The sequence below is a fragment of the Sphingomonas sp. UYP23 genome, assembly GCF_054059235.1.
Genome location: NZ_JBSSBX010000001.1, coordinates 1,980,686 through 2,001,913, shown reverse-complemented (window position 1 = coordinate 2,001,913; position 21,228 = coordinate 1,980,686). Strand labels below are relative to the sequence as shown.

Annotated in this window: 16 protein-coding genes; 12 read left to right on the top strand and 4 right to left on the bottom strand. The window is 67.8% G+C overall.

From position 1 onward, the window contains the following. The first annotated feature begins 9 nt into the window (after positions 1–9). Both ACVWYO_RS09915 and ACVWYO_RS09910 read left to right on the top strand, forming a co-directional pair. Positions 10–513 (top strand): outer membrane protein assembly factor BamE, encoded by a 504-nt coding sequence (locus ACVWYO_RS09915; protein WP_457350373.1) that lies wholly within the window; start codon positions 10–12, stop codon positions 511–513. 128 nt (positions 514–641) lie between these two features. Further along, entirely contained in the window at positions 642–1,148 is a 507-nt protein-coding gene (locus ACVWYO_RS09910) for an RcnB family protein (protein ID WP_457350371.1), read from the top strand. Positions 1,149–1,218: 70 nt separating this feature from the next. Here ACVWYO_RS09910 and pbpC read toward each other — a convergent pair whose 3' ends face one another. After that, a complete protein-coding gene (gene pbpC, locus ACVWYO_RS09905; protein WP_457350369.1) occupies positions 1,219–3,315 on the bottom strand; it encodes a penicillin-binding protein 1C in 2,097 nt (698 codons plus the stop codon). A 151-nt stretch (positions 3,316–3,466) separates the two neighbouring features. Beyond that, on the bottom strand, positions 3,467–9,289 hold the full coding sequence (locus tag ACVWYO_RS09900) for an alpha-2-macroglobulin family protein (protein WP_457350367.1): 5,823 nt from the start codon (positions 9,287–9,289) through the stop codon (positions 3,467–3,469). A gap of 172 nt (positions 9,290–9,461) precedes the next feature. On the opposite strand from ACVWYO_RS09900, the gene ACVWYO_RS09895 reads away from it, so the two are divergent. The 4 genes from ACVWYO_RS09895 (at position 9,462) to ACVWYO_RS09880 (ending at position 13,641) form a co-directional block, all read left to right on the top strand. Then, complete coding sequence (locus ACVWYO_RS09895) at positions 9,462–10,865, top strand: glycosyl transferase family protein (RefSeq protein ID WP_457350365.1); 1,404 nt, start codon at positions 9,462–9,464, stop codon at positions 10,863–10,865. A 428-nt stretch (positions 10,866–11,293) separates the two neighbouring features. Beyond that, positions 11,294–11,899, top strand: a complete 606-nt coding sequence (locus ACVWYO_RS09890) for a hypothetical protein (RefSeq protein WP_457350363.1) — start codon at positions 11,294–11,296, stop codon at positions 11,897–11,899. Positions 11,900–11,947: 48 nt separating this feature from the next. Then, complete coding sequence (locus tag ACVWYO_RS09885) at positions 11,948–12,862, top strand: sulfite exporter TauE/SafE family protein (protein ID WP_140850609.1); 915 nt, start codon at positions 11,948–11,950, stop codon at positions 12,860–12,862. Beyond that, positions 12,859–13,641: a TIGR02186 family protein gene (locus ACVWYO_RS09880; RefSeq protein ID WP_457350360.1), complete on the top strand. Its 783-nt coding sequence runs from the start codon at positions 12,859–12,861 to the stop codon at positions 13,639–13,641. The genes ACVWYO_RS09885 and ACVWYO_RS09880 overlap by 4 nt, the downstream gene beginning before the upstream one ends. 61 nt (positions 13,642–13,702) lie before the next feature. On the opposite strand, the gene ACVWYO_RS09875 is transcribed toward ACVWYO_RS09880, so the two are convergent. Beyond that, the gene (locus tag ACVWYO_RS09875) at positions 13,703–14,791 is read right to left on the bottom strand and encodes an alkene reductase (RefSeq protein ID WP_457350358.1); all 1,089 of its coding nucleotides are present in this window, start codon (positions 14,789–14,791) and stop codon (positions 13,703–13,705) included. A gap of 51 nt (positions 14,792–14,842) precedes the next feature. Between ACVWYO_RS09875 and ACVWYO_RS09870 the strand changes: the two genes are divergently transcribed. The 6 genes from ACVWYO_RS09870 (at position 14,843) to ACVWYO_RS09845 (ending at position 20,798) form a co-directional block, all read left to right on the top strand. Then, positions 14,843–15,736, top strand: a complete 894-nt coding sequence (locus ACVWYO_RS09870; RefSeq protein ID WP_457350356.1) for a DMT family transporter — start codon at positions 14,843–14,845, stop codon at positions 15,734–15,736. A gap of 9 nt (positions 15,737–15,745) precedes the next feature. After that, entirely contained in the window at positions 15,746–16,426 is a 681-nt protein-coding gene (locus tag ACVWYO_RS09865) for a COQ9 family protein (RefSeq protein WP_457350354.1), read from the top strand. 87 nt (positions 16,427–16,513) lie between these two features. Then, positions 16,514–16,780, top strand: coding sequence for a FeoA family protein (locus ACVWYO_RS09860; protein ID WP_133191202.1), 267 nt, complete (start codon positions 16,514–16,516; stop codon positions 16,778–16,780). Between the two features lies 1 nt (position 16,781). Further along, complete coding sequence (gene feoB / locus ACVWYO_RS09855; RefSeq protein WP_457350351.1) at positions 16,782–18,644, top strand: ferrous iron transporter B; 1,863 nt, start codon at positions 16,782–16,784, stop codon at positions 18,642–18,644. A gap of 28 nt (positions 18,645–18,672) precedes the next feature. Then, on the top strand, positions 18,673–19,242 hold the full coding sequence (gene ssb, locus ACVWYO_RS09850; RefSeq protein WP_457350349.1) for a single-stranded DNA-binding protein: 570 nt from the start codon (positions 18,673–18,675) through the stop codon (positions 19,240–19,242). 32 nt (positions 19,243–19,274) lie between these two features. Further along, positions 19,275–20,798, top strand: a complete 1,524-nt coding sequence (locus ACVWYO_RS09845) for a PAS domain-containing protein (protein WP_457350347.1) — start codon at positions 19,275–19,277, stop codon at positions 20,796–20,798. Between the two features lie 36 nt (positions 20,799–20,834). Here the strand turns inward: ACVWYO_RS09845 and ACVWYO_RS09840 are convergent, their stop codons facing one another. After that, a complete protein-coding gene (locus ACVWYO_RS09840) occupies positions 20,835–21,221 on the bottom strand; it encodes a response regulator (protein ID WP_457350345.1) in 387 nt (128 codons plus the stop codon). Positions 21,222–21,228 lie beyond the last annotated feature (7 nt).

The following is a 21,228-nucleotide window of genomic DNA, read 5'->3' as shown; positions in this document are numbered from 1 at the left end:
AGAGTGTCGATGAGCCTTAAGTCCGTCCGCCAGTTGACGGCTGCCGCCCTCCTCGCATCGTGCGTGTTCGGGGCGAGCGCCTGCGTGCCGCTCAAATCGCACCAGGGCTATGTCATCGATGCCGATCTCGTGAACTCGGTCCAGGCAGGGACCGACACGCGCCAGTCGGTGCTCGCGACGCTCGGCAAACCGACCTTCACCTCTGACTTCAACCAGGGTGACTGGTATTACGTGTCGCGCGAGACGCGGAACTTTGCCTACAACAACCCGCATGTTCGCGAGCAGACGACGCTGCGCATCAGCTTCGACGAAAAGGGCAATGTCAGCGCGGTGCGCCGCTCGGGCGTCGAGCAGGTCGCGTCGATCAGCCCGTCGGGCAAGACCACGCCGACGCTCGGCAAGAAGCGCAGCTTCTTCGACGAACTGTTCGGCAATATCGGCACGGTCGGCGCAGTCGGCGGCGGCGGACAGGGCGGCCAGAGCAACACCGGCGGCGGTCGCGACACGCCGTAACCCGCCTTTTCTCGACAGCCGTTCCTGACGGATTGCTGACAAACGCATTCGCGTTGCGTTCAGTGGCGGGGTGCCAAATCCTCTTCATGGCCTGGCCGCTCTTTGGCTGGCTAGAGATGGAGGACACAGTGCGTAAGCTGATTTTGACCGCTTTGATGGCGGCGACCTTGGTTCCCGTCGCTGCGAGCGCGCAATCGAACGACGAGCTGCGGCGCGACCGCCGTGACATTCGCCAGGAACAGCGCGATCTGCAGGACGCCCGCATGCGCGGCGACCGCCGCGACATTCGCGACCAGCGCGAGGACGTCCGCGACGCGCGCCAGGAATATCGCGAGGATCGCCGCGATCGCGATCGCGCCTTCGGCCGCGACGACTGGCGCGGCTGGCGGGACCGCAACCCGACCTTCTATGCCCGCGGCAATTGGAACGCACCGTTCCGCTACACCGCGTTCCGCCCGGGCCTGCGTATCGCGCCGAATTATTACGGCGGTCGCTATATCATCTCGGATCCGTGGCGCTACCGCCTGCCTCGCCCCGGCTTTGGCCAGCAATGGACGCGGCACTATAACGACGTGATCCTCGTCGACACGCGACGCGGCTATGTCGTCCAGGTGATCCGCGGCTTCTACCGCTAAGACTGTTCGTCACGGGCGACGGCCGTCTCCGAAAGGGGGCGGCCGTCGTTTTTTCAGCGACCCTCGCTTTTCAGCGGATCGTGAAGAGCACCTGATCGACCACGCGGCCGGCGACATCGGTCAGCCGCAGCCGGTGGCGGCCCGGCCCTGCGATGATCTGCGGCTGCGAATCGGCGGCGCCGAGATCGGTCTTGTCGAGCCACAGCCGATGCGCCGTCACCGCGCCCGAGACGTCGACCGAGAGGCGTTGCCGGTCGGGCGGAATGTCGGGATCGATCGCATAGACGCTGCCCGACACCGGATTGGTGATCCGCGGGCGGCGTGATTCGGCGGGGGCGACCGCGATCTGCGTCTGTCCCGTTCCGGCGAGGAAATATTCGGTGCGCGGCTGTTCGATCGCATTCGCGAAGGTGATCGCGCGCGCTTCGATCCCCGCCGGACGCGGCGGCGGGCTGCCGCGCGTGTCGGCGTTGAGCGCGAGCATGATGTCGCGCCACACCGGAGCCGCGCCGCTCACCCCCGACACCGCGCGCATCGAATCGCCCTCGAGATTGCCGACCCACACGGCGACCGTATATTTCTGCGTGAAGCCGATGCACCAATTGTCACGCAGCGCCTTGCTCGTCCCCGTCTTTACCGCCGCCCAGAACGGCAGGTGCAGCGCCGAATCGAGGCCGAAGGTCACCGCGCGGGCATTCGAATCGGCCATCATGTCGGCAACGAGCCATGCGGCCTGGGGTGTCGTGATCGCGTGCGGTGATTCGCGTGGCGCATCCAGCGTCAGCCGCAGCGGCGACCAGCGGCCGCCTTGCTCGAGGCTGCGATAGGCCGCCGCCTGTTCGAGCAAGGTCACCTCAGCTGAACCAAGCGCCAGCGAGAAGCCGTAATAATCGCCATCCTCGACCAGCCCACGATACCCCGTGTCCCACAGCCGGTCGCGAAACGCATCGACCCCGACGAGCAGCAGCGTGCGCACCGCGGGAACGTTGAGCGACCCTGCGAGCGCGGCGCGCGCCGACACCGGCCCCTTGAAGCCGCGATCGTAATTCTGCGGGACATAGAGCCCCGAGGCAGTGTCGAGCTGGACCGGCGAATCGTCGAGGATCGAGGCGGGGGTGAGATAGCCCTTCTCGATCGCCTGCGCGTAGAGAAAGGGTTTCAGCGTCGATCCCGCCTGGCGATAGCTGTTCGCGCCGTCGACCGCGGGCGCGGTCGACGCGCCGCCGATCCCGCCGACATAGGCGAGCACGTCGCCGGTCGCATTGTCGATCACCACCGCCGCACCGTCGCGCGCGCGGGCGCCGCCGAGGCCCTGCAACTGGCGTTTCAGCGCGACGATCGCGAGGCTCTGGATGCGGCGGTCGAGCGTGGTGGTGACCTTGAGCCCGGGTTTGGTCAGCAAACGGTCGGAGAGATGCGGTGCAAGGCCGGGATCGAGCTGCAGGCTGCGCGCCGGGCCGAGCATCGATGCGGCTTCGCCCGCGAAGCGCGCGCAATCGCGCTCGTGGCTGACGGCGCAGGCGCGCCGCGCGACGCTCGCGGGGTCGGCCTGCGGATCGGGCAGGAGCGCGGCGAGCAACAGCGCATCGTCGCGCGCGAGCGCGTCGGGGGTCTTGCCGAACAGACCGAGTGCCGCCGCGCCGATCCCCTGCGCCTCGCCGCGGAACCCGGCAAGGTTGAGATAGGCCTCGAGGATTTCGTCCTTCGACCAGACCGATTCGAGCGCCCAGGCGGCGCGCATCTGGCGGAGCTTGTCCCACACATGGCGCTGCCCCGGCACGGCAAGATCGGGCGCGAGGAAGCCGGCGACCTGCATCGACAGCGTACTCGCGCCGCGTGCGCGCGTCCCCTGCACGCGGTCACGCGCGACGCCGAGCAAGGCGAGCCAGTCGACCCCGCCGTGATGGAAGAAGCGGCGATCCTCGACGCCGACGATCGTCTCGCGCGTGACGGGAGAAACATGCTTCAGCGGCGTCCAGGCGAGTCGTCGCGCCGCGAAATTGACGCGCGCGCTGTCGATGAGCACGCCGTCGCGGTCGTAGAGCCACGCTTCGGACGGGCGCCACGCGGCGCGGACATGCGCGTAGCCGGGCAGCGGCGGGGGAAGCGTGGCATAATCGATCGCGACGAAGGCGATGAGCGCCAGCGCCAGCGCGGAAACCGTCATCCCCTGCCGGGTGCGCAGCATCGCCCAGGTCGCCGCGGTTCTCCGGCGGATGCTGGCGTCCCACGCATCGAAGCGCCACGCCCAGTCGCCTGGCCTCCCGCGTACACGGGAGGCCAGCTCAAGCAGATACCGCCTCAGCCGTTCCACCTGCTTAACGCTGCACCACCGTCACCGGCGCGAGCGGCAGCTGCGCGCGGATCGCGGGCGAATACATCGCCTCGACCCGGCTCGGCGGCAGGTTGAAGCGCCCTGCCCCGTTCAGACGCAGCATGTACGACGCGCTGAACGCCCCGCGCGGCACCCAGCCGTAATAGGCCCGCCACGCATCGTTGCGCTTCTCGACATAGGCGGGAACGACGCCGACCTGCACGTCCCACAGCTTGCCATCGGCATCGCGCGCCTGGAACTTGCTCCCCGGCCCGGCCTGTGCCTGTCCGGCAAGCATCTGCGACTGCCCGCCGAGGTCGCCGATGATCGTCGCGCCCGCCGGGATCGGATCGTTGATCACCACCCAGTTGCGCTCGGCGCTCGCCTTGACGGTGATCGTCACCTTGACGACGTCGCCGCGCGTCAGCACGCCCTTGGTGCGCGCCTGCACCACCTCGACGTTGCGCTGCATCTCATAGCCCGCGAACAACGGTTTGGTCAGCGGCACCGCCGCCGAGATCGAGACGTTCGCCCATGGCCCCGCGCCGCCGCTCGACTGCGACAGTTTGAGTGATGTGAGCGTCGCCGGCAGCTGGAAGGTCGCCGTCCGCGCGGTCGTCGCCAGCGGCCACGCCTTGCTGATCGTCTGCGCACCCAGGCCCAGCGTCGTATTCCCGACGATCGCGCTCGCCGGATAGAGCGCAGCGAACTTGCGCGCCGCGATCGTACCCCAGGCGTTGGCGGTGGTGGTGTCCCAGCGGCCGTGCGACTGGCGCAGCGCGACGCCGACCATCATCTTGGCCGCCTCGTCCTGCCAGCCGGGCCGGCCGAGCGTTGCGATCACGGTCTTGATCGAGGCTTCGTCGCCCGACGACATCAGCCACCACGGCTGGTTGCTGCTGTCCGACAGATCGAGTCGCGTGCCCTCATAGACGAGCCGGGTGCGCAACCGCGCCTCGCCCGCGGCCTTCAGCGCATTGGCGTTGGCGAGCCCGGCCACATGATCGAGCGCGACGAGATAATCGGCGAGCAAGGCGGTCGGCATTTCCTTCGGGATCATGCTCAACTGCCCGAGCATCGCCGGCGTCGCCGCTCCCGCACGCGCGAGCGCGTTGAAGGCATAGACACGCTGGAGCCGGACATCGCCATATTCCTCGTGGCGCAGGCGCCCGTCGAGCACGGCCTTCAGCCCCTCGATCATCTTCGCGCGTGGGCCCTCGGGGATCGGCAGCCCGGCCTCCGACGTCATCGCCAGGACATAAGCGGTGAGCGCCTCGGAGCCCGTCAGGCTCCCCGACGGCCAGTAGCGCAACAGCCCGTCATCGGCCTGATAGGCCGGGATATCGCTCGCGAGCCGTTGCCACAGCGCCGCATCGCCGAGCGCCACCGCGCGCGACAGCTGCTGTTCGAAGCAATTATACGGATAGCGCGCCATGAAATCGCGCACCCCGGCGAGCGGCGGGGCGAGCGTGTCGTCGAGCCGGATGTCGACCGTCCCACGCCCCGCAATCGCCCCCATCGGCGGCTGGATCGGGATCGTCGTGTCGCCGCCGACGCGCGCGAGCGTCCCCGCCCACACTTCGAGCTGGTAGAGCGGGGTGACCGCCTGGTTGACGGTGATCTGGTCGACCGCCTTGCCGTCGGCCGAGCGCGCGCTGACGTGCCAGCGCAAGGCGTCGAGATTGGCGGGCGCGGTCAGATTCCACGCGACCGGCATCGCGCCGCCCGCCGGGATCGTCACCGTCAGCGGCTTGCCCTGTGCGATCGCGGGCAAGAGATCGACGCTCGCCGTCACCGTCATCGGCTTGTCCGAGCCGTTGCGCAGCGTGAAGCTCGACGCATAGAAATCGCCCGTTCGCACCACCGGCGCGATGCCGGCGAAGATCGACAGATCCTGCGCGGTACGCACGCTCGCCATGCCGGTGCCGTAGAGCTGCGACCCGTCGGTGGCGATCGCCACCAATTTGAACGACGACAGCGCGTCGGACAGCGTCACCGGAATCCGCGCGTGGCCGTTCTGATCGAGCGCGACGCGGCCCTTCCACAGGATCACCGGCTGGAAATTCTCGCGGTTGAGCCCCGACGAATCGCCGCCACCGCCGCCGCCGGCCTCGACCGCCTTCTTGCCGTAATGCCGTTTTCCCACGACCTGCGTCTGCGCGGTCGAGGTGAGCACGGCAAGCGGGCGCTCGCCCATCACCGCGGTCAGCACGTCCCAGCTGTCGTTGGGCGCGAGCTGGAGCAGCGCTTCGTCGACCGCCGCGAAGGCGACATCGGCGGTGCGGACCGGCTTGCCGTCTGGCCCGTTCACCTGGACGTCGACCTGCGCGACGTCGCGCGCGGCGTAGCGCGCTTTATCGGCCTTGACCGCGACCTGGAGCTGATGCGCTTCCCAGCCGACCTTCACCTTGGCGATGCCGATGCGGTAGCTCGGCTTGGCGAGATCGACCAGCGCGGTCGGCTCCTGCCCCTCAGGCGGATCGCTCGCCAGCCCGACCGAGCGCGCGAGGCCGTGGAGCCAGCTCCAGATCCCGCTCTCGGTGCGGCCGCGCACGACCATCACCGAGACAAACACGTCGGGCGCGTACGAGCCCGGCATCTTCACCTCGACCACCGGGTCCGCCCCGCTGAGTTCGGTGACATAGCTTGCGAGCACGCCCTCGCGCTCGACCGTGACGAGCGCGGTCGCCTGGCGGAACGGCATGCGCACCTGGAAGCGCGCGGTCTCGCCGGCCTTGTAGGCGAGCTTTTCGGGGACGACGTCCATTCGGTCGCCATTGTCGCCGCCGAACCACCAATCGTCCTTGCCGGCGAGCCATACGCTCTGCGTCGCGCGCGCTTCGTTGCCGGCGGCATCCTTGGTGGTCGCGACCGCATAGACTTCGCCCGAAATGCCCGGGTCGAGCTTGCACGTCGCGAGGCCCTGCGCGTCGGTGGTCGCGCTGCAGGTCTGGCTGAGCTTCTCGGTCTTCATGCGGTTGTCATAGGCATAGAAGCCGCCGATCAGCCGGCGCCGCGCGGTGAGGATCTGGCGGCTGTAGAGCGCGACCGAGATCGCCTGGTTGGCGAGCGGCTTGCCCGCGGTGTCGAGCGCGACGAAGCGCAGCCGCAGATCGTCCTGCTTCATCAACCAGCCGTCGGTCTTGACGCCCAATTGCACCGCGCTCGGAAAGATCGGGATGCGCTTCGAGGCGGTTAGGACTTCGCCATTGGCGTCCTGATAGTCCATCTCGACGAGCATGTCGGTGACGCCGTCGAGCGTCTGCGGGATCGATATCGTCTGCTTGCCGGTACCGTCGCCGCCGAGCGTCGAGGGGAGCGTCTGCGTCGGCGGGAGCGTTGCCTGCTCTTCCTCGCCGTCGCTGTTGAGCGGCTTGGTGCCCTCGACGATCGCCTTGCCGCCGAAGCTGTAGCTTTCGTACCCGTCGGGCGTGCCCTCATGCGCGAAATAGCCGATGCGCATGTCGACCGGCAGGTTCGATGCGCCGCCGCCCGAGAGGTAGCCGACGAACAGGTCGAGCGCGAGGCTGATCGGGCGGATCGCGGCGTCCTTCGGGCCGGTCACCGTCGCGCGCATCGTCGGGAGCTTGTATTCGTCGACCTTGAACGACTGGCCGGTCTCGATCGTGCGGTTGTCCGCGATCACCGACAGGTCGTAGTCGCCCATCGGTGCGCCCGCGGGGGCGGTCCATTCATTCTCGCCGATGCCGTTCGCGTCGATCGTCAGCGGCAGGTCGAACTGCGTGTCGGATCCGCGATGCTGCAGCCGCAGCGTCCCCGTCACGCCCGGCGCCAGACCGAAGCCGTTCGCCACCGAGGTGCGCAGGATATGCTTCATATGGACCGTCTCGCCCTGCCGCACGAGCGCGCGGTCGAACACGGTGTGGAGGAACTCGCCGCGTGCCGAATAGCCGTACGGCAGGTCGAAATCGTACGGGCGGATGCCCTGGCCCCAATCGGTCAGCGTGAAGCTGAAATCGTCGCCGGCGCGCGCCGAGATCATCAGCGGAATCGACCCGCCGTTGCACGAGCCGCCATAGGCTTCGGGCTCGGGCAGCCCGGGGGGCACGTTGAGCCCACCATTCTTGTCGGTGATGCCGCGCGCGAGCAGTTTGCCGGTGCAGCTGTCGGTGACGTGCACCTCGGCATTGGCGACGGGCTTGCCGGTGTCGAGCGCGGTCACCCAGGCAAGGCTCGCCGCGCGGCCCCATTTGAAATGGACGCTCATATTGGTGACGAGCGCCGCGGTCGCGACGTAGCGCGGGGCTTTCCGCCCGAGCAGCGCCTGGCCGAGCACCGGGCTCGCCAGTTCGACGACGTAGAATCCGGGCTTGCCACCGCCGAGCGGCAGGCCGACGACTTCGAAATCCTTGCCCTTGCCGGGCAGGCCGATCTGCATTGGCGCGCCTTCGCCGCCGAGGATCGACTTGGACCCGGTGTCGTTGATCCGCACCTTTTCCTTGCCGCGGGTCTCCTCGTGCTCGGTCTCGTCGTCGGCATGGCCGACGGTGCGCAGCCACTCCGCGATCCTGCCGTCCGAGCCATCGACGCGCAGCGCCTGCCCGCCGATCGTGACGTTGGTGCCCTGCAGCGCGGGCTCGACGTTGCGCACGGTGACAGGCAGCACGCCGCCCTGCTTCGATTCGAGAATACCGAACGACGCGGCGAATTTGACGAGCGGCGGGGCGGCGTCGAAGCGCACGGCGAGCGGGAAGCGCTCGGCATTCGACAGCGGGCGGCCGCTCTCGTCCTTGACGCCCGCGGGGAGCACGACCTTGCCGGTCTGCGCCTGCGGCAGCGGGCTCTTGAAGCCGACCGAGGAAATCGTCGCCTTGGTCTTCGCATCGCCGCGCTCGGTGTCCGAGCTGGTGTCGAACAAGGTCGGCGCCAGCAATTTGCCGTCGGCCGTCTCGATGCGGACTTGCTTGGCGAGCTCGCTCGGCACCGGCGCGGAGAAGCGCACCCACGCCTTCTCGACCGGGTTGCAACCAGCGGCGGCGTTGACGCGCGAGCATTCGAAGCGTGCGGTGAAGGGTTTGCGGACGGTGAAATCGAAACGCTGGTCGGTGCCCGCGGTCTTGCCGCCGGCGCCGGCGATCTTGGCACCCCACACCAATGCGACATCGGCGCCGGGCGGCAGCGGGCGGCGGCACTTCAGCGCGGTGACGCCGGCATAGGCCTTCGCGCGATCCGCCGGAGCCGGGATCGCGGCGGGCAAGCCACCGCTCTCGAGGAAGCTACGAACGTTCCAATTCTCGGTGCCCATCTCGCCGAGCAGCTTGCCCGGCAGATCGGCGGGCAGCACGTCGACCGGGATCTTCTCGCCGATGCCCTTGACCGCGCAATAGGCGTTGGCGGCGACCGAGGCCGGGGTAGCAGGCAGATTGGCGGCGACGAGGAAGGTCTGGTCCTCCTCGATCTCGTCCGAATCGCTGCCGGGCAGGATCGCGCGCGCGACCGGGCCGCCGGCATCGACGGTGAATTCGCTCTGGCCCGTCGCGGCATAGCCCGAGACGCTCTTGAGACCCTTGCGCAGCGCAAACTTGCACGTCGTGCCGCCGGGCAGGCCGCTCGCGAAATCATAGACGAAGGTTTGTGGGTCGACCCAGCGCCCTTGCCCGCTGACCGCGCAGGTCACGTCGAACGGCGCGGCCGCACGCGGATCGCCCAAGGGCACCATCGGCTGGTTGAAGCGCGCGGTGAAGCGTTCGATCGCGCCATCCCCGATCCCGGGGGTCGCAAGGATCACCTGGGGGCTCGAATCGCCGAACGCGGCGAACGGCGCGCAAACCAGCGCCAGCAATGCGAGCCGGAAACCCAGTTTCATCGAACTCTCCCCCGCGCCGCCCAGATTGCCCTTATAGGATGACCGACGGGGTCCGTATAGCGACGAACGCGCTCGCCTTCAGAGGCTTGCACAATCATCGAAGTTGTTGGAAAATCACGAAGAACGACTCGAGGGGAAGCCAGCGTGGCTGGGTCGTCAAAGGAGGCCGGTCGTGGGGGCGGGATGGGTCATCGCTGCGCTGGACGCAGTCGCGCGCGAGACGATGGTGTTCGCCGTGATCGGCTTTCTCATCGGCGGGTGCGACGATCTGGCGATCGATCTGACGTGGATCTGGGTGACGGTGCGGCGCGGGCGCCCGCTTGTGCCGCATACGCTCGATGCCTTTCCCCAAATGCCGGCGCGGCGGATCGCGGTGTTCGTTGCGGCGTGGGATGAATCGGCGGTGATCGGCGCGATGCTCGACAGCGCGCTCGCGCGCTTCGACCATGCGGATTATCGGCTCTATGTCGGCACCTACCCCAATGATCGCGCAACGATCGACGCGGTAGCGGCGGTGGCGGCACACGACGTTCGCGTGCGTCTGGTCATCAACGATCGCGCGGGTCCGACCACCAAGGCCGATTGCCTCAACGCGGTATGGCGTGCGCTCGAACGCGACGAGGCGCGCGACGGCGTCGCGGTCGCCGCGGTCGTGCTGCACGATGCCGAGGATCTGGTCCATCCCGGCGAATTGCGCGTCTTCGATGCGCTGATCGGGCGCTATTCCGTCGTCCAGCTCCCGGTGTTGCCACTGGTCGATCGCTATGCGCCGCTCGTGTCAGGCCATTATGCCGACGAATTCGCCGACGCGCATGGCCGTCAGCTGGTCGTGCGGCAGGCGCTCGGGGTTGGCCTGCCGCTCGCCGGAGTCGGCTGCGCGATCGAGCGCGCTATGCTCGGGCGGATTGCCGCGGCGCGCGGGGGTACGCCATTCGACGCCGGATCAATCGTCGAGGATTACGAACTCGGCCTGCTCGTCGCCACGCTTGGCGGACGCGGCGTGCTTGCGCGCGTTCGCGCACGCGCGCGCGGTGAGTTGGTCGCGGTTCGCGCCTATTTTCCCGCAAACGTGCCGACTGCGGTGCGCCAGAAGGCGCGCTGGATGACCGGGATTGCGCTCGCCGGCTGGGATCGGATCGGGTGGGGGCATGCACTCGACTGGCGCGACCATTGGATGCGGATGCGCGACCGGCGCGCGCCGCTTGCGGTGCTGGTGCTGTTTTGCGCCTATGCGGCGCTGGTCGCCTGGGGCGCTACGCTGCTCGCTCATGCCCTCACCGGCACCGTCGCAGCGCCACCGTCGGCGGCGATGCGACGGTTGCTGGAGTTGAACGGGGGGCTGCTGGCGTGGCGGCTTGTCTGGCGCGCGGCGGCGACCGGGGCGGCGTATGGCTGGCGCGAGGCACTCTGGTCGCTGCCGCGCGCGCTGGTCAGCAACTATGTCGCCCTGCTCGCGGCGCGCGGCGCGATGAGCGCCTATGTCCGATCGCTGCGCGGCGCAACACTGCGCTGGGACAAGACCAGCCATGTCTTTCCCGGCACGACCGAACCTGCTGCGTCGTGCCAGAACCGATAGCAATCTCCGGCCGGGGGCGACCCTTACGCTTCTTGGGAGTCGTCGCCGTCGGCTGGGTCGCCGCGCGCGTCGCGATGGTCTGGCCGCAGCCCGACAGGGCGATCGAGACGCCGTCGACAGGGTCTTTGCTTGTTCCCTCCGCACATGCCGCGCAGACCGGGTCGCGCCGTCGTACGCCGCCCACACCGCTCGTACCCGCTCCCCCTTCGCCAGCGCGGCGCATTGCGATAGCGATCCCTCGGCTCACCCCCCATCGTCGCGAAGGTGCGGCTCCGATGCGCAGCGTAGAGGTGCGCCCGCCGCCTGCAAAGGCCGCTGATCGGCAGTCCGTGCCGCCGGCGCCCCCGCTTCTTCCAGGACTGCCCCGCCCCCCCTTGGCGGCGCCGCCGCGATCGCCCATCGCGTCCCGTTGGTCGGGCAGTGCCTGGATGGTCGTGCGCGGCGGCGCCGGACTTGCGCCCGGTGCGTTCGGCGGACAGCTTGGCGGATCGCAAGCTGGCGTACGCCTGGCCTATGCGCTCGACGTCGAGCGGCGCGTTGCGCTGGTCGGACGCATGACGTCACCGCTCACCAGCGGGTTACGCGAGGCCTCGCTCGGGGTCGAATGGCAACCGACCAAACTTCCGCTGCGGCTCGTTGCCGAACAGCGTTTCGCGCTGACCGGTGGGCATGGCGGGCCCGGCGTCGGTGCGATCGGCGGGATCGGGCCCATCGCGATTGCACACGACGTCCGCCTTGAAGCCTATGCGCAGGCCGGGATCATCCGCCGCGCGGCGACCGAACCCTATGTCGACGGCGCGCTGCGCGTCACGCATCCGGTCGCGACGCTTGGCGAGATCCGCTGCGATCTCGGCGCGGGCGTGTGGGGCGGCGCGCAGCGCGGCGCGACCCGGCTCGATCTCGGACCATCGCTCGGTGTCGCACTGCCGCTCGGTAAGCAATCGGTGCGGCTCGCGCTCGACTGGCGTGAGCGGGTCGTTGGCGAGGCTCATCCCGAGTCAGGCCCGGCACTGACGCTTGGTACCGATTTCTGACACGCCGTGCTTTGCGCACGCCGCCCGAGCGGCTAACGCTGGCGGGCAATGGACATCTACCTGCCCATCGCCAATCTTTCGGTCAACGCGCTGGTGATCGTGCTGCTCGGCGGCGGCGTCGGGCTGTTGTCGGGGATGTTCGGCGTCGGCGGCGGGTTCCTCACCACGCCGTTGCTGATCGTCTATGGCATCCCGCCGACGGTCGCCGCGGCCTCGGCCGCGAGCCAGGTGACCGGCGCGAGCGTCTCGGGCGTCTTCGCGCATGTCCGACGCAAGGGCGTCGATTTCAAGATGGGCGGTTTCCTCGTCGCGGGCGGGCTGGTCGGGGCGGTGTTCGGCGGCTGGATCTTCCGCTTGCTCCAGGCGAGCGGGCAGATCGATACGGTGATCGCGATCGTCTACGTCCTGCTGCTCGGCTCGATCGGCAGCATGATGGCGACCGAAGCGTGGGGCGCGATCCGCCGGATGCGCAGCGGCGAGGCGCCCAAGCCGCGCAAGCGCCGCCACCATCCGCTCGTCGCATCGCTGCCGATGCGCACGCGCTTCTACCGTTCAGGCCTCTATATCTCCCCCTTCGCGCCGCTGCTGCTCGGTTTCGGGGTAGGGATTCTGACGATCCTGCTCGGCGTCGGCGGCGGGTTCATCCTTGTGCCGGCGATGCTCTATCTGCTCGGCATGACGACGCAGGTGGTGGTCGGCACCTCGCTGTTCCAGACGCTGTTCGTCACCGCGATGGCGACGATGGTGCATGCGACGACGACCAAGGCGGTCGATATCGTGCTCGCCGCGTTGCTGCTGCTCGGCTCGGTCGCTGGCGCGCAGATCGGCGCGCGGTTTGCAGCACGCGTGAAGCCCGAATATCTGCGGCTCGCGCTCGCGGTGATCGTGCTGCTCGTCGCCGGGCGGATCGCGCTCGGGCTGGGGTGGCGGCCCGATGCGATCTATTCGGTCGAGCTGTCGTGAAACGCGGCTGGCTCGCGGTACTCGCCGCGCCGCTGCTGATGGCGCAATCCACGCCGCGGCCGGCGACCAAGCCCGTGCTCGTCCCCGACGTGTCGCAGCGCGATATCGAGATCCAATACAGCTTCACCGGCGCGAACCTCTTGCTGTTCGGCGCGATCCTCTATCCCGGCGGGCGGCTCCCCGATGACGACAAGCCGACCGACATCGTCGTCGTGGTCAAGGGGCCGGTCCAGTCGATCCTGGTACGCGAGAAGCAGAAGCTGGGTGGGCTGATCTGGGTCAACGCCAGCCGGCTGCGATACCGTTCGGCGCCGAGTTTCTACGCGATCGCCTCGTCCAAGCCGATCGCACGGATGCTCGATGCACGGACGCGGGCGATCTACGAGCTCGGCCTGTCGAGCCTGCAGCTCTCGCCCGCCTCTAGCGCACCGCTCCAGGAGCAGGACCGCTTCGCGCGCGGGCTGGTCGATCTCAAGACGCGCACCGGCCTGTATGTCGAGGCGCCGGGCGCGGTCGAAATCACCGATGGCGTGCTGTACCGCGCGCGCGTCACGATTCCGGCGCGCGTGCCGGTCGGGCGCTTCACCGCCGAGACCTTCCTGATCCGTGACGGCCGCGTGCTCGCGGCAGCGACGCGCGAGATCGAGATTCGCAAATCGGGTTTCGAGCGCTTCGTCGCGCGCTCGGCCGAGCGGCAATCGGTGCTCTACGGGCTCGCCGCGGTCGCGTTGTCGGTGCTGTTCGGATGGGGCGCCGGCGTCATCGCGCGGCGGCTCTAGGGTCTCCTGCCCCGTTAGCGGGTAGCGCCGCCCCGAGATCGATCGAGGCGGCGCATACGGCTTAGGCTTCAGCGGTTTCCAGCGCTGGATAGTCGATATAGCCTTCAGGTCCCTGGCTGTACCACGTCTTGGGATTGTCCGCGGCGAGCGGCGCGCCGGTGCGCAGACGCTCGGGCAGATCGGGATTGCTGATAAAGGTGCGGCCGAACGCGATCGCATCGGCAACGCCCGAGTCGATTGCCGCCTGCGCCTCGTCGACGCTGCGATAATCCGAATTGAGCACGAGCGGATTCGAGAACGCCTCGCGGATCTCGGGCGAAAGCTTGGGAACGTCGGTGCGGCCAAACGTGCCGCCGGGGCCCGGCTCGCGCAGTTCGAGGAAGGCGATGCCGATCTCGTCGAGCGCCTTGGCCGCAGCGACGAACAGCGCCTTGGGGTTGCTGTCATCGACGCCCTGCGAATCGCCATTGGGCGACAGGCGGATCGAGGTGCGGTCGGCACCCGCCACGCCAGCGACACGCTCGGTCACTTCACGCATCAGGCGGATGCGATTCTCGATCGAGCCGCCGTAAACGTCATCGCGGAAATTGGCGTTGTCGCGCAGGAACTGGTCGATCAGATAGCCGTTCGCGCCGTGGATCTGCACGCCATCGAACCCGGCCCGCAGCGCATTCTTGGTCGCCAGCTCATAATCGGCGAGCAGGCGCGGGATCTCGTCGAGCGCGAGCGGACGTGCGACCTCGAAATCCTGCTTGCCTTCGAAGGTGTGCGCCTGGCCGGCAGTGGCCGTCGCCGACGACGAGACCGGCTGGCCGCCGATCACCGAGGAATGCACCTGACGTCCCATATGCCACATCTGGACGATGATCCGGCCGCCCGCGGCATGGACCGAATCGGTGACGGGCTTCCATGCTTCGACCTGTTCGTCGGTCCACAGGCCCGGCGCGAACGGCCAGCCGAGACCCTCGCGGCTGATCCCGGTTGCTTCCGAGATAATCAGACCAGCGCTCGCACGTTGCGTGTAATATTCGGTCATCAACTCGGTCGGCACGGCACCCTTGGTCGCGCGACCGCGCGTGAGCGGCGCCATCAGGATGCGATTGGGCGCTTGGATCGCACCGAGTTGAATGGGATCGAACAGACTTGGCATGCAAAAGTCCTTTTGCTGAGACGCGCCCCAGATAGGAAGCTAGGGGGCGCCATGCACGACCGTCGCCTGAAAAGAATATCTGTCGTACCCGAAACGACGCTTCTCCCGCTGCTCGCCTTGATCGTGGCGAACGGGGCACTCGCATTCGGGCCGTGGTTCGTGCGACTCGCCGATACCGGACCGATTGCATCGGCCTTCTGGCGGATCACGCTCGCCGCGCCGGTTCTCGGAGCGGCAGCGCTCGCGACCGGCTGGCGACCGCGGACAGTGCCGCGCGGCCTGTGGGGCATTATCGCGCTCGGCGGGCTGTGCTTTGCCGCCGATCTGGGGAGCTGGCATCTCGGCATCCTGCGCACCACGCTCGCCAATGCGACGCTGTTTGGCAATTCGGCGACGCTCATGTTCCCGCTCTATGGCTTCCTCGTCGCGCGCGCTTGGCCGACGCGCCTCCAGGGCGTCGCGCTCGCACTTGCGACGATCGGCGCAGCCCTGCTGATGGGCCAATCGTACCAGCTCGATCCACGCCATCTCGCAGGCGATCTGTTGTGCCTGACCGCTGGCATCCTCTACACCGGCTATTTCATCCTGATGGCCCGCGTCCGCGCGACGATGGCGCCGCTGCCCGCGCTCGCTTTGTCGACGCTCGCCAGCGTGCTGCCGCTGCTGGTGTTCGCACTGGCGCTGGGCGAAAAAATCCTGCCGGCACACTGGTCGCCGCTGATCGGGCTGGCGCTGGTCAGCCAGATCATCGGCCAGGGACTGATGATCTACGCCCTCGGCCGCTTGCCGCCGCTGACGGTCGGGCTCGGTCTCCTTACACAGCCGGTGGTGGCAGGGACGATCGGGTGGATCGTCTATGGCGAGCGGCTGGGCATGGCCGATCTGATCGGCGCGGTACTCGTCGCGATCGCGCTCGTACTGGTCAGTCGGCGTCCGCGCGCCTAGATAGCAAGCATGACAGACTCGCTCGCCCCCGCAGCTTCGCTCGACGACGCGACGCTCGACGAAATCCGCGCCGCACTGGCGTCCGCCATCGCCAGCAATGCGGGCTTTGACGGCTGGGGCGATGCGGCGCGGGACATGGCGGCCGATGCCGCCGGGGTCGATCGCGACGTCGCGCGGCTCGCCTTTCCCGGCGGCGCAGTCGACATGATTGCCGCCTGGTTCGCGCATATCGATGCAGACATGCTGGTGCGCGTTTCGCCCGAACGGCTCGGCGCGATGAAGGTGCGCGAGAAAATCACCGCGCTGGTCGAAGCGCGCCTGTCCGAGACCGCGCCCGACCGCGAGGCATTGCGCCGCGCGCTCGCCATCCTGGCGCTGCCGCAGAATGCTGCGCGCGGGGTAAAGCTCGGCTGGCACGCGGCCGACGTCATCTGGCGCGCCGCGGGCGACACCGCGACTGACTATAATCATTACACCAAGCGCGCGATCCTCGCTGGCGTCTATGCCGCGACCGTCACCGTCTTTATCAACGATCAGAGCGACGGCTATACCGACACGCGCGCGTTTCTGGCGCGACGGATCGAGGGCATCCTGCGGTTCGAGACCACCAAGGCGAAGCTCGTCGCCAAGTCGGAGCTGCGCCCCAGCCTGTCGCGATTTATCGGGCGATTGCGCTACCCCGCGGTTTGATCGCGCTGGTTGCGAGTGCGTCGCAATTAAAGCTGGCATTGCGCCGTTGTTATTGATAATCGCTCGCAGATGGATATCTTGCGTAGCATGAAGCTCTCCGCTCCCGAGTCGCTCAGCCTCGAGTCGCTGCCGCAACGCCGCCAGGCGACGGTCGCGGCGATCGACTGGACGCATCTCTCGACGCCCGAGGCCCGCCGCCTGCGCGAACTCGGCTTCGATGAAGGCGTCGGCGTCGAAGTTCTTCACCGCGCAAGCCTCGGCAAAGGGCCGATCGCCTGCCGCATCGGCCGCATGACCGTAGCGCTTCGCCGTGCGGTCGCCGGCGCGATCCTCGTCTCGCCCGTCACGCAGTAATATGACCGCTGCGCCGCTGGTGGCGCTGGTCGGCAATCCCAATGCCGGCAAGAGCGCGCTGTTCAACGCGCTGACCGGCGCCCGGCAGAAGGTCGGCAATTATCCCGGCGTCACGGTCGAGCGGCATTCGGGCAAGCTGACGCTGCCCGATGGCCGCATTGTCGATCTGGTCGACCTTCCCGGCGCCTATAGTCTCGAACCCTCGAGCCCCGACGAGCGTGTGACGCGCGACTTCGTCACCGGCACGCAAGCGGGCGAGCGGTTGCCCGACGCCTTGGTCGTGGTGGTCGATGCCTCGAACCTCGACAATCACCTTCGCTTCACGCTCCAGCTGATCGCGCTTGGTCTGCCGGTGGTGGTCGCGCTCAACATGTTCGACCTCGCCGAGCGCGACGGACTGACGCTCGATCCGTTGAAGCTCTCGGCCGAGCTCGGCGTGCCCGTCGTGCCGACCGTTGCGGTGCGGCGGCGTGGGCTCGACGAACTCAAGATCCTGCTCGGCGGGATCGTCGATGCGGACGCCGCGATCCGGCTGCGCCCGAGCAATCACGCGATCGGCGAGGACATCGTCACGCTGCAACGCCGCGCGCGGAAGATCGCGCAGGCGGCGACGGTCGAGGAAGCGCCGGCGCGGCGCTGGGGCAATGCGCTCGACTCGGTCGCGCTTCACCCGGTGTTCGGGCTCGTGCTGCTCTTCGCGATCCTGTTCGTGATGTTCCAGGCGGTGTTCTTCGCAGGCGCCGCGCCGGCGGATGCGATCGCGTCGGTGTTCGATGGCGTGTCGGCGCTGGTCAAGGACGTGATGCCCGATTCGGTGCTGCGCTCGCTGATCACAGACGGCATCATCGCCGGCGTCGGCGCAGTGGTAAAGTTCCTGCCGCAGATCCTGATCATGTTCTTCTTCATCCTCGTGCTCGAGGCGAGCGGCTACATGGTCCGTGCGGCGTTCCTGATGGACCGCGTGATGGCGAGCGTCGGCCTGTCGGGCCGCGCATTCATCCCCTTGCTGTCGAGCTTCGCCTGCGCGGTGCCCGGCATCATGTCGACGCGCACGATCGAGGACGAGAAGGACCGTCTCACCACGATCCTCGTCGCGCCGCTGATGACTTGCTCGGCGCGGTTGCCCGTCTATACGCTGGTGATCGGCGCGCTGATCCCCAACACCAAGGTGCTGCCGTTCGTCGGGCTGCAGGGCTTGGTGATGCTTGGGCTCTACATCATGGGCGTGGTCGGCGCGTTCGTCGTCGCCTTCGTGCTGCGCCGGACGGTGACCAAGGGCGCCTCGTCGGGCTTCATGATGGAGATGCCGAAGTATCAGCTGCCACGGCTGCGCGATCTCGCGATCGGGCTGTGGAGCCGCGCGGAAATCTTCCTCAAGCGCGCCGGGACGACGATCGCCTTCACCACGATCGTGCTGTGGGCGCTGCTGAGCTTTCCCAAGCCGCCCGAGGGTAGCCCGATCTCGCCGGTCAATTATTCGGTCGCCGGGCGGATCGCCAATACGATCGAGCCCGCCTTCCGCCCGATCGGCTTCAATCGCGACATCGTCCTTGCACTGATTCCGGCGATGGCGGCGCGCGAAGTCGCAGTGGCAGCTCTCGGCACCGTCTATGCGATCGACACCGCCGGCGAGCAGAGCGAAACCAAGATGGCGCAGACGCTCCACACGCGCTGGAGCCTGCCGACCGCGCTCGCTTTCCTGATGTGGTTCGTGTTCGCGCCGCAGTGCATCTCGACGATCGCGGTGACGCGGCGCGAGACCAATGGTTGGAAGTGGCCCGCCTTCATGGTTGGCTATTTGTTCGCGCTCGCCTACATCGCTGCAGGAGCGGTCTATTGGGCCGCAGTCGGATTCGGGCTCTAGCGAGCCCACAGCAGCGGGACTTACGGATATGGCGGGCGGCAGCGTCAACAAGGTGATCATCGTCGGCAATCTCGGGCGCGATCCCGAGAGCAAGTCGTTCCAGAATGGCGGCAAGGTCGTGAACCTGCGCATCGCCACGTCGGAGACGTGGAAGGACAAGAATACCGGCGAGCGCAAGGAACAGACCGAATGGCATTCGGTTGCGATCTTCAACGAAGCGCTCGGCGGCGTTGCCGAGCGGTATCTACGCAAGGGCTCGAAAGTCTATATCGAGGGCGCGCTCAAGACCCGCAAATGGCAGGATGCCAGCGGCAACGACAAATATTCGACCGAGATCGTGCTGCAGGGCTTTAACGGCGTCCTGACCATGCTCGACGGCGCCCCCGGTTCGGGCGGCGGTGGTGGCGGTGGCGGTGGTGGCCAGCGCGACGATTTCGGCGGGAATGACGATTTCGGCGGCGGCGGCGGTGGTGGTGGCGGCTATGGCGGCGGTCAGCGTGGCGGCGGCGGCGCAGCACGCGGCGGCGGTGCTCCGTCCAGTGCCGGTGGCCAGCGCGGCGGCTTTGCCGACGATCTGGACGACGACGTGCCGTTCTGAACCGCGGGCGATCTGTCGCGTTGATGTCGGACATGACCCACTCTTCTGAACCGTCCGCATCGGCGACGCATGGCTGGCGGATCGATGAACGTGCGCGTGTCGCGGCGATCGCCGAACACGATATCGAGTCGCTGCGCGACGATGCGGCCTTGCGCCGCATCACCGATTTCGCGGCCGCGTTGTGCGACGTGCCGATCGGCCTGGTCAGTATCGTCGAGTCGGAGCGGCAGACGTTCCTGTCGCGCACCGGGCTCGATGTGTCGGAGACGCCGCGCGAGATGTCGTTCTGCGCGCATGCGATGCTCGGGGACGACATCATGGTCATCCCCGACGCGACGCAGGATCCGCGCTTCGCCGACAATCCGCTCGTCATCGACGGGATCGGCATCCGGTTCTACGCCGGCGTGCCGTTGGTCCGCGGCGACGGAATACCGCTCGGCTCGCTGTGCGTGATCGACACCGTTCCGCGCGCCGGGCTGACCGCGCTGCAGCGCCAGGGGTTGCTGGTGCTGAGCGCAGATGTCTTGCGGCGGCTCGACGATAGCCGATCAAGTGCTGCCTCGCGCGCGGCGATCGGCGACAGCGAGGGCCGCTTCCGCACGCTTGCCGACACGATGCCGCAGATGGTCTGGTCGACCCAGCCCGACGGCTTCCACGACTATTACAATGCGCGCTGGTACGAGTTCACCGGCGTCCCTGCCGGATCGACCGATGGCGAGGGCTGGGCCGGTATGTTCCATCCCGAGGATCAGGAGCGCGCCTGGGCGGTGTGGCAGCATTCGCTCGACACCGGCGAGCCGTACCAGATCGAATATCGCCTGCGCCGGTATGACGGGCAATATCGCTGGACGCTTGGCCGGGCGCTGCCGATCTACGACGAAAACGGCGCGATCGTCCGCTGGTTCGGCACGTGCACCGATATTCACGAGGGCAAGCTGGCGCGCGAGGAACGCGAAGTCGTCGCGCAGGAGCTGAGCCACCGCATCAAGAACATCTTCGCAGTGATATCGGGGCTGATCGGATTTTCGGCGCGCTCGCATCCCGGCTTCGCCGATGTTGCGGACGATCTACGCGCACGCGTCATCGCGCTGGGACGCGCGCATGATTTCGTCCGGCCTCACAGCGCAACGTCGCGCCCGTCGGCCGACCAGACCAGTCTCCAAGGCCTGCTCAGCGAGCTGTTCGAGCCCTATCAGTCGCGCACCGGCGCGCGGATCGCGGTGAGCGGCGACGATGTCGCGATCGATGATCGCTCGGCGACACCGCTTGCCCTGCTGTTCCATGAGCTGGCCACCAATGCGACCAAATACGGTGCCTTGTACCATGACGCGGGCACGGTGCGGGTCCATAGCCGTCGCGCGGGCGATCGGATCGTGATCGACTGGCACGAACGCGGCGGACCGGCAGTGGCGCAGCCGACCAAAACCGGATTCGGATCGCAACTGATCGAACTGAGCGCGGTGCGCCAGCTTGCCGGCACCGTCGTACAACGCTGGGACAGCGCCGGGCTCGAGGTCGAGATTACGCTTCCGGAAAGTTCGCTCAGCCGCGGTTGATCGTCACCGCGGGGCGTTCACGATCCCACGTCCGCCTCAAGCGAGCGGGACGAAATCCGTGTGATCCACGATTTCCAACCCCGCGGTCGCCGCAGCGGCGGCAGCGAGGATCGCATCGGCGCGAAACGGCTTGCGGACATAGCCCACGGCGCCGCTCGGATGTGCGATCTGGCCTGGATTGGCGGTAACGAACACGACCTTGACGCCATAATCGCGCGCCAGCGTGCGGGCGAGTTCGGGACCGGTCGGTCCATCGCGCAGGTTGATGTCGACAAGCGCGAAACTGCAATCGGCAGCGGCGTCGAGCGCGCCCAGACGGTCGGCGGCGATCGCCTTCACGGCATACCCCGCATCCATGAGAATCCGCTCGAGGTCGAGCGCGACGAATATTTCGTCTTCGACGATGAGGGCGGTGACAGACATGAACGCG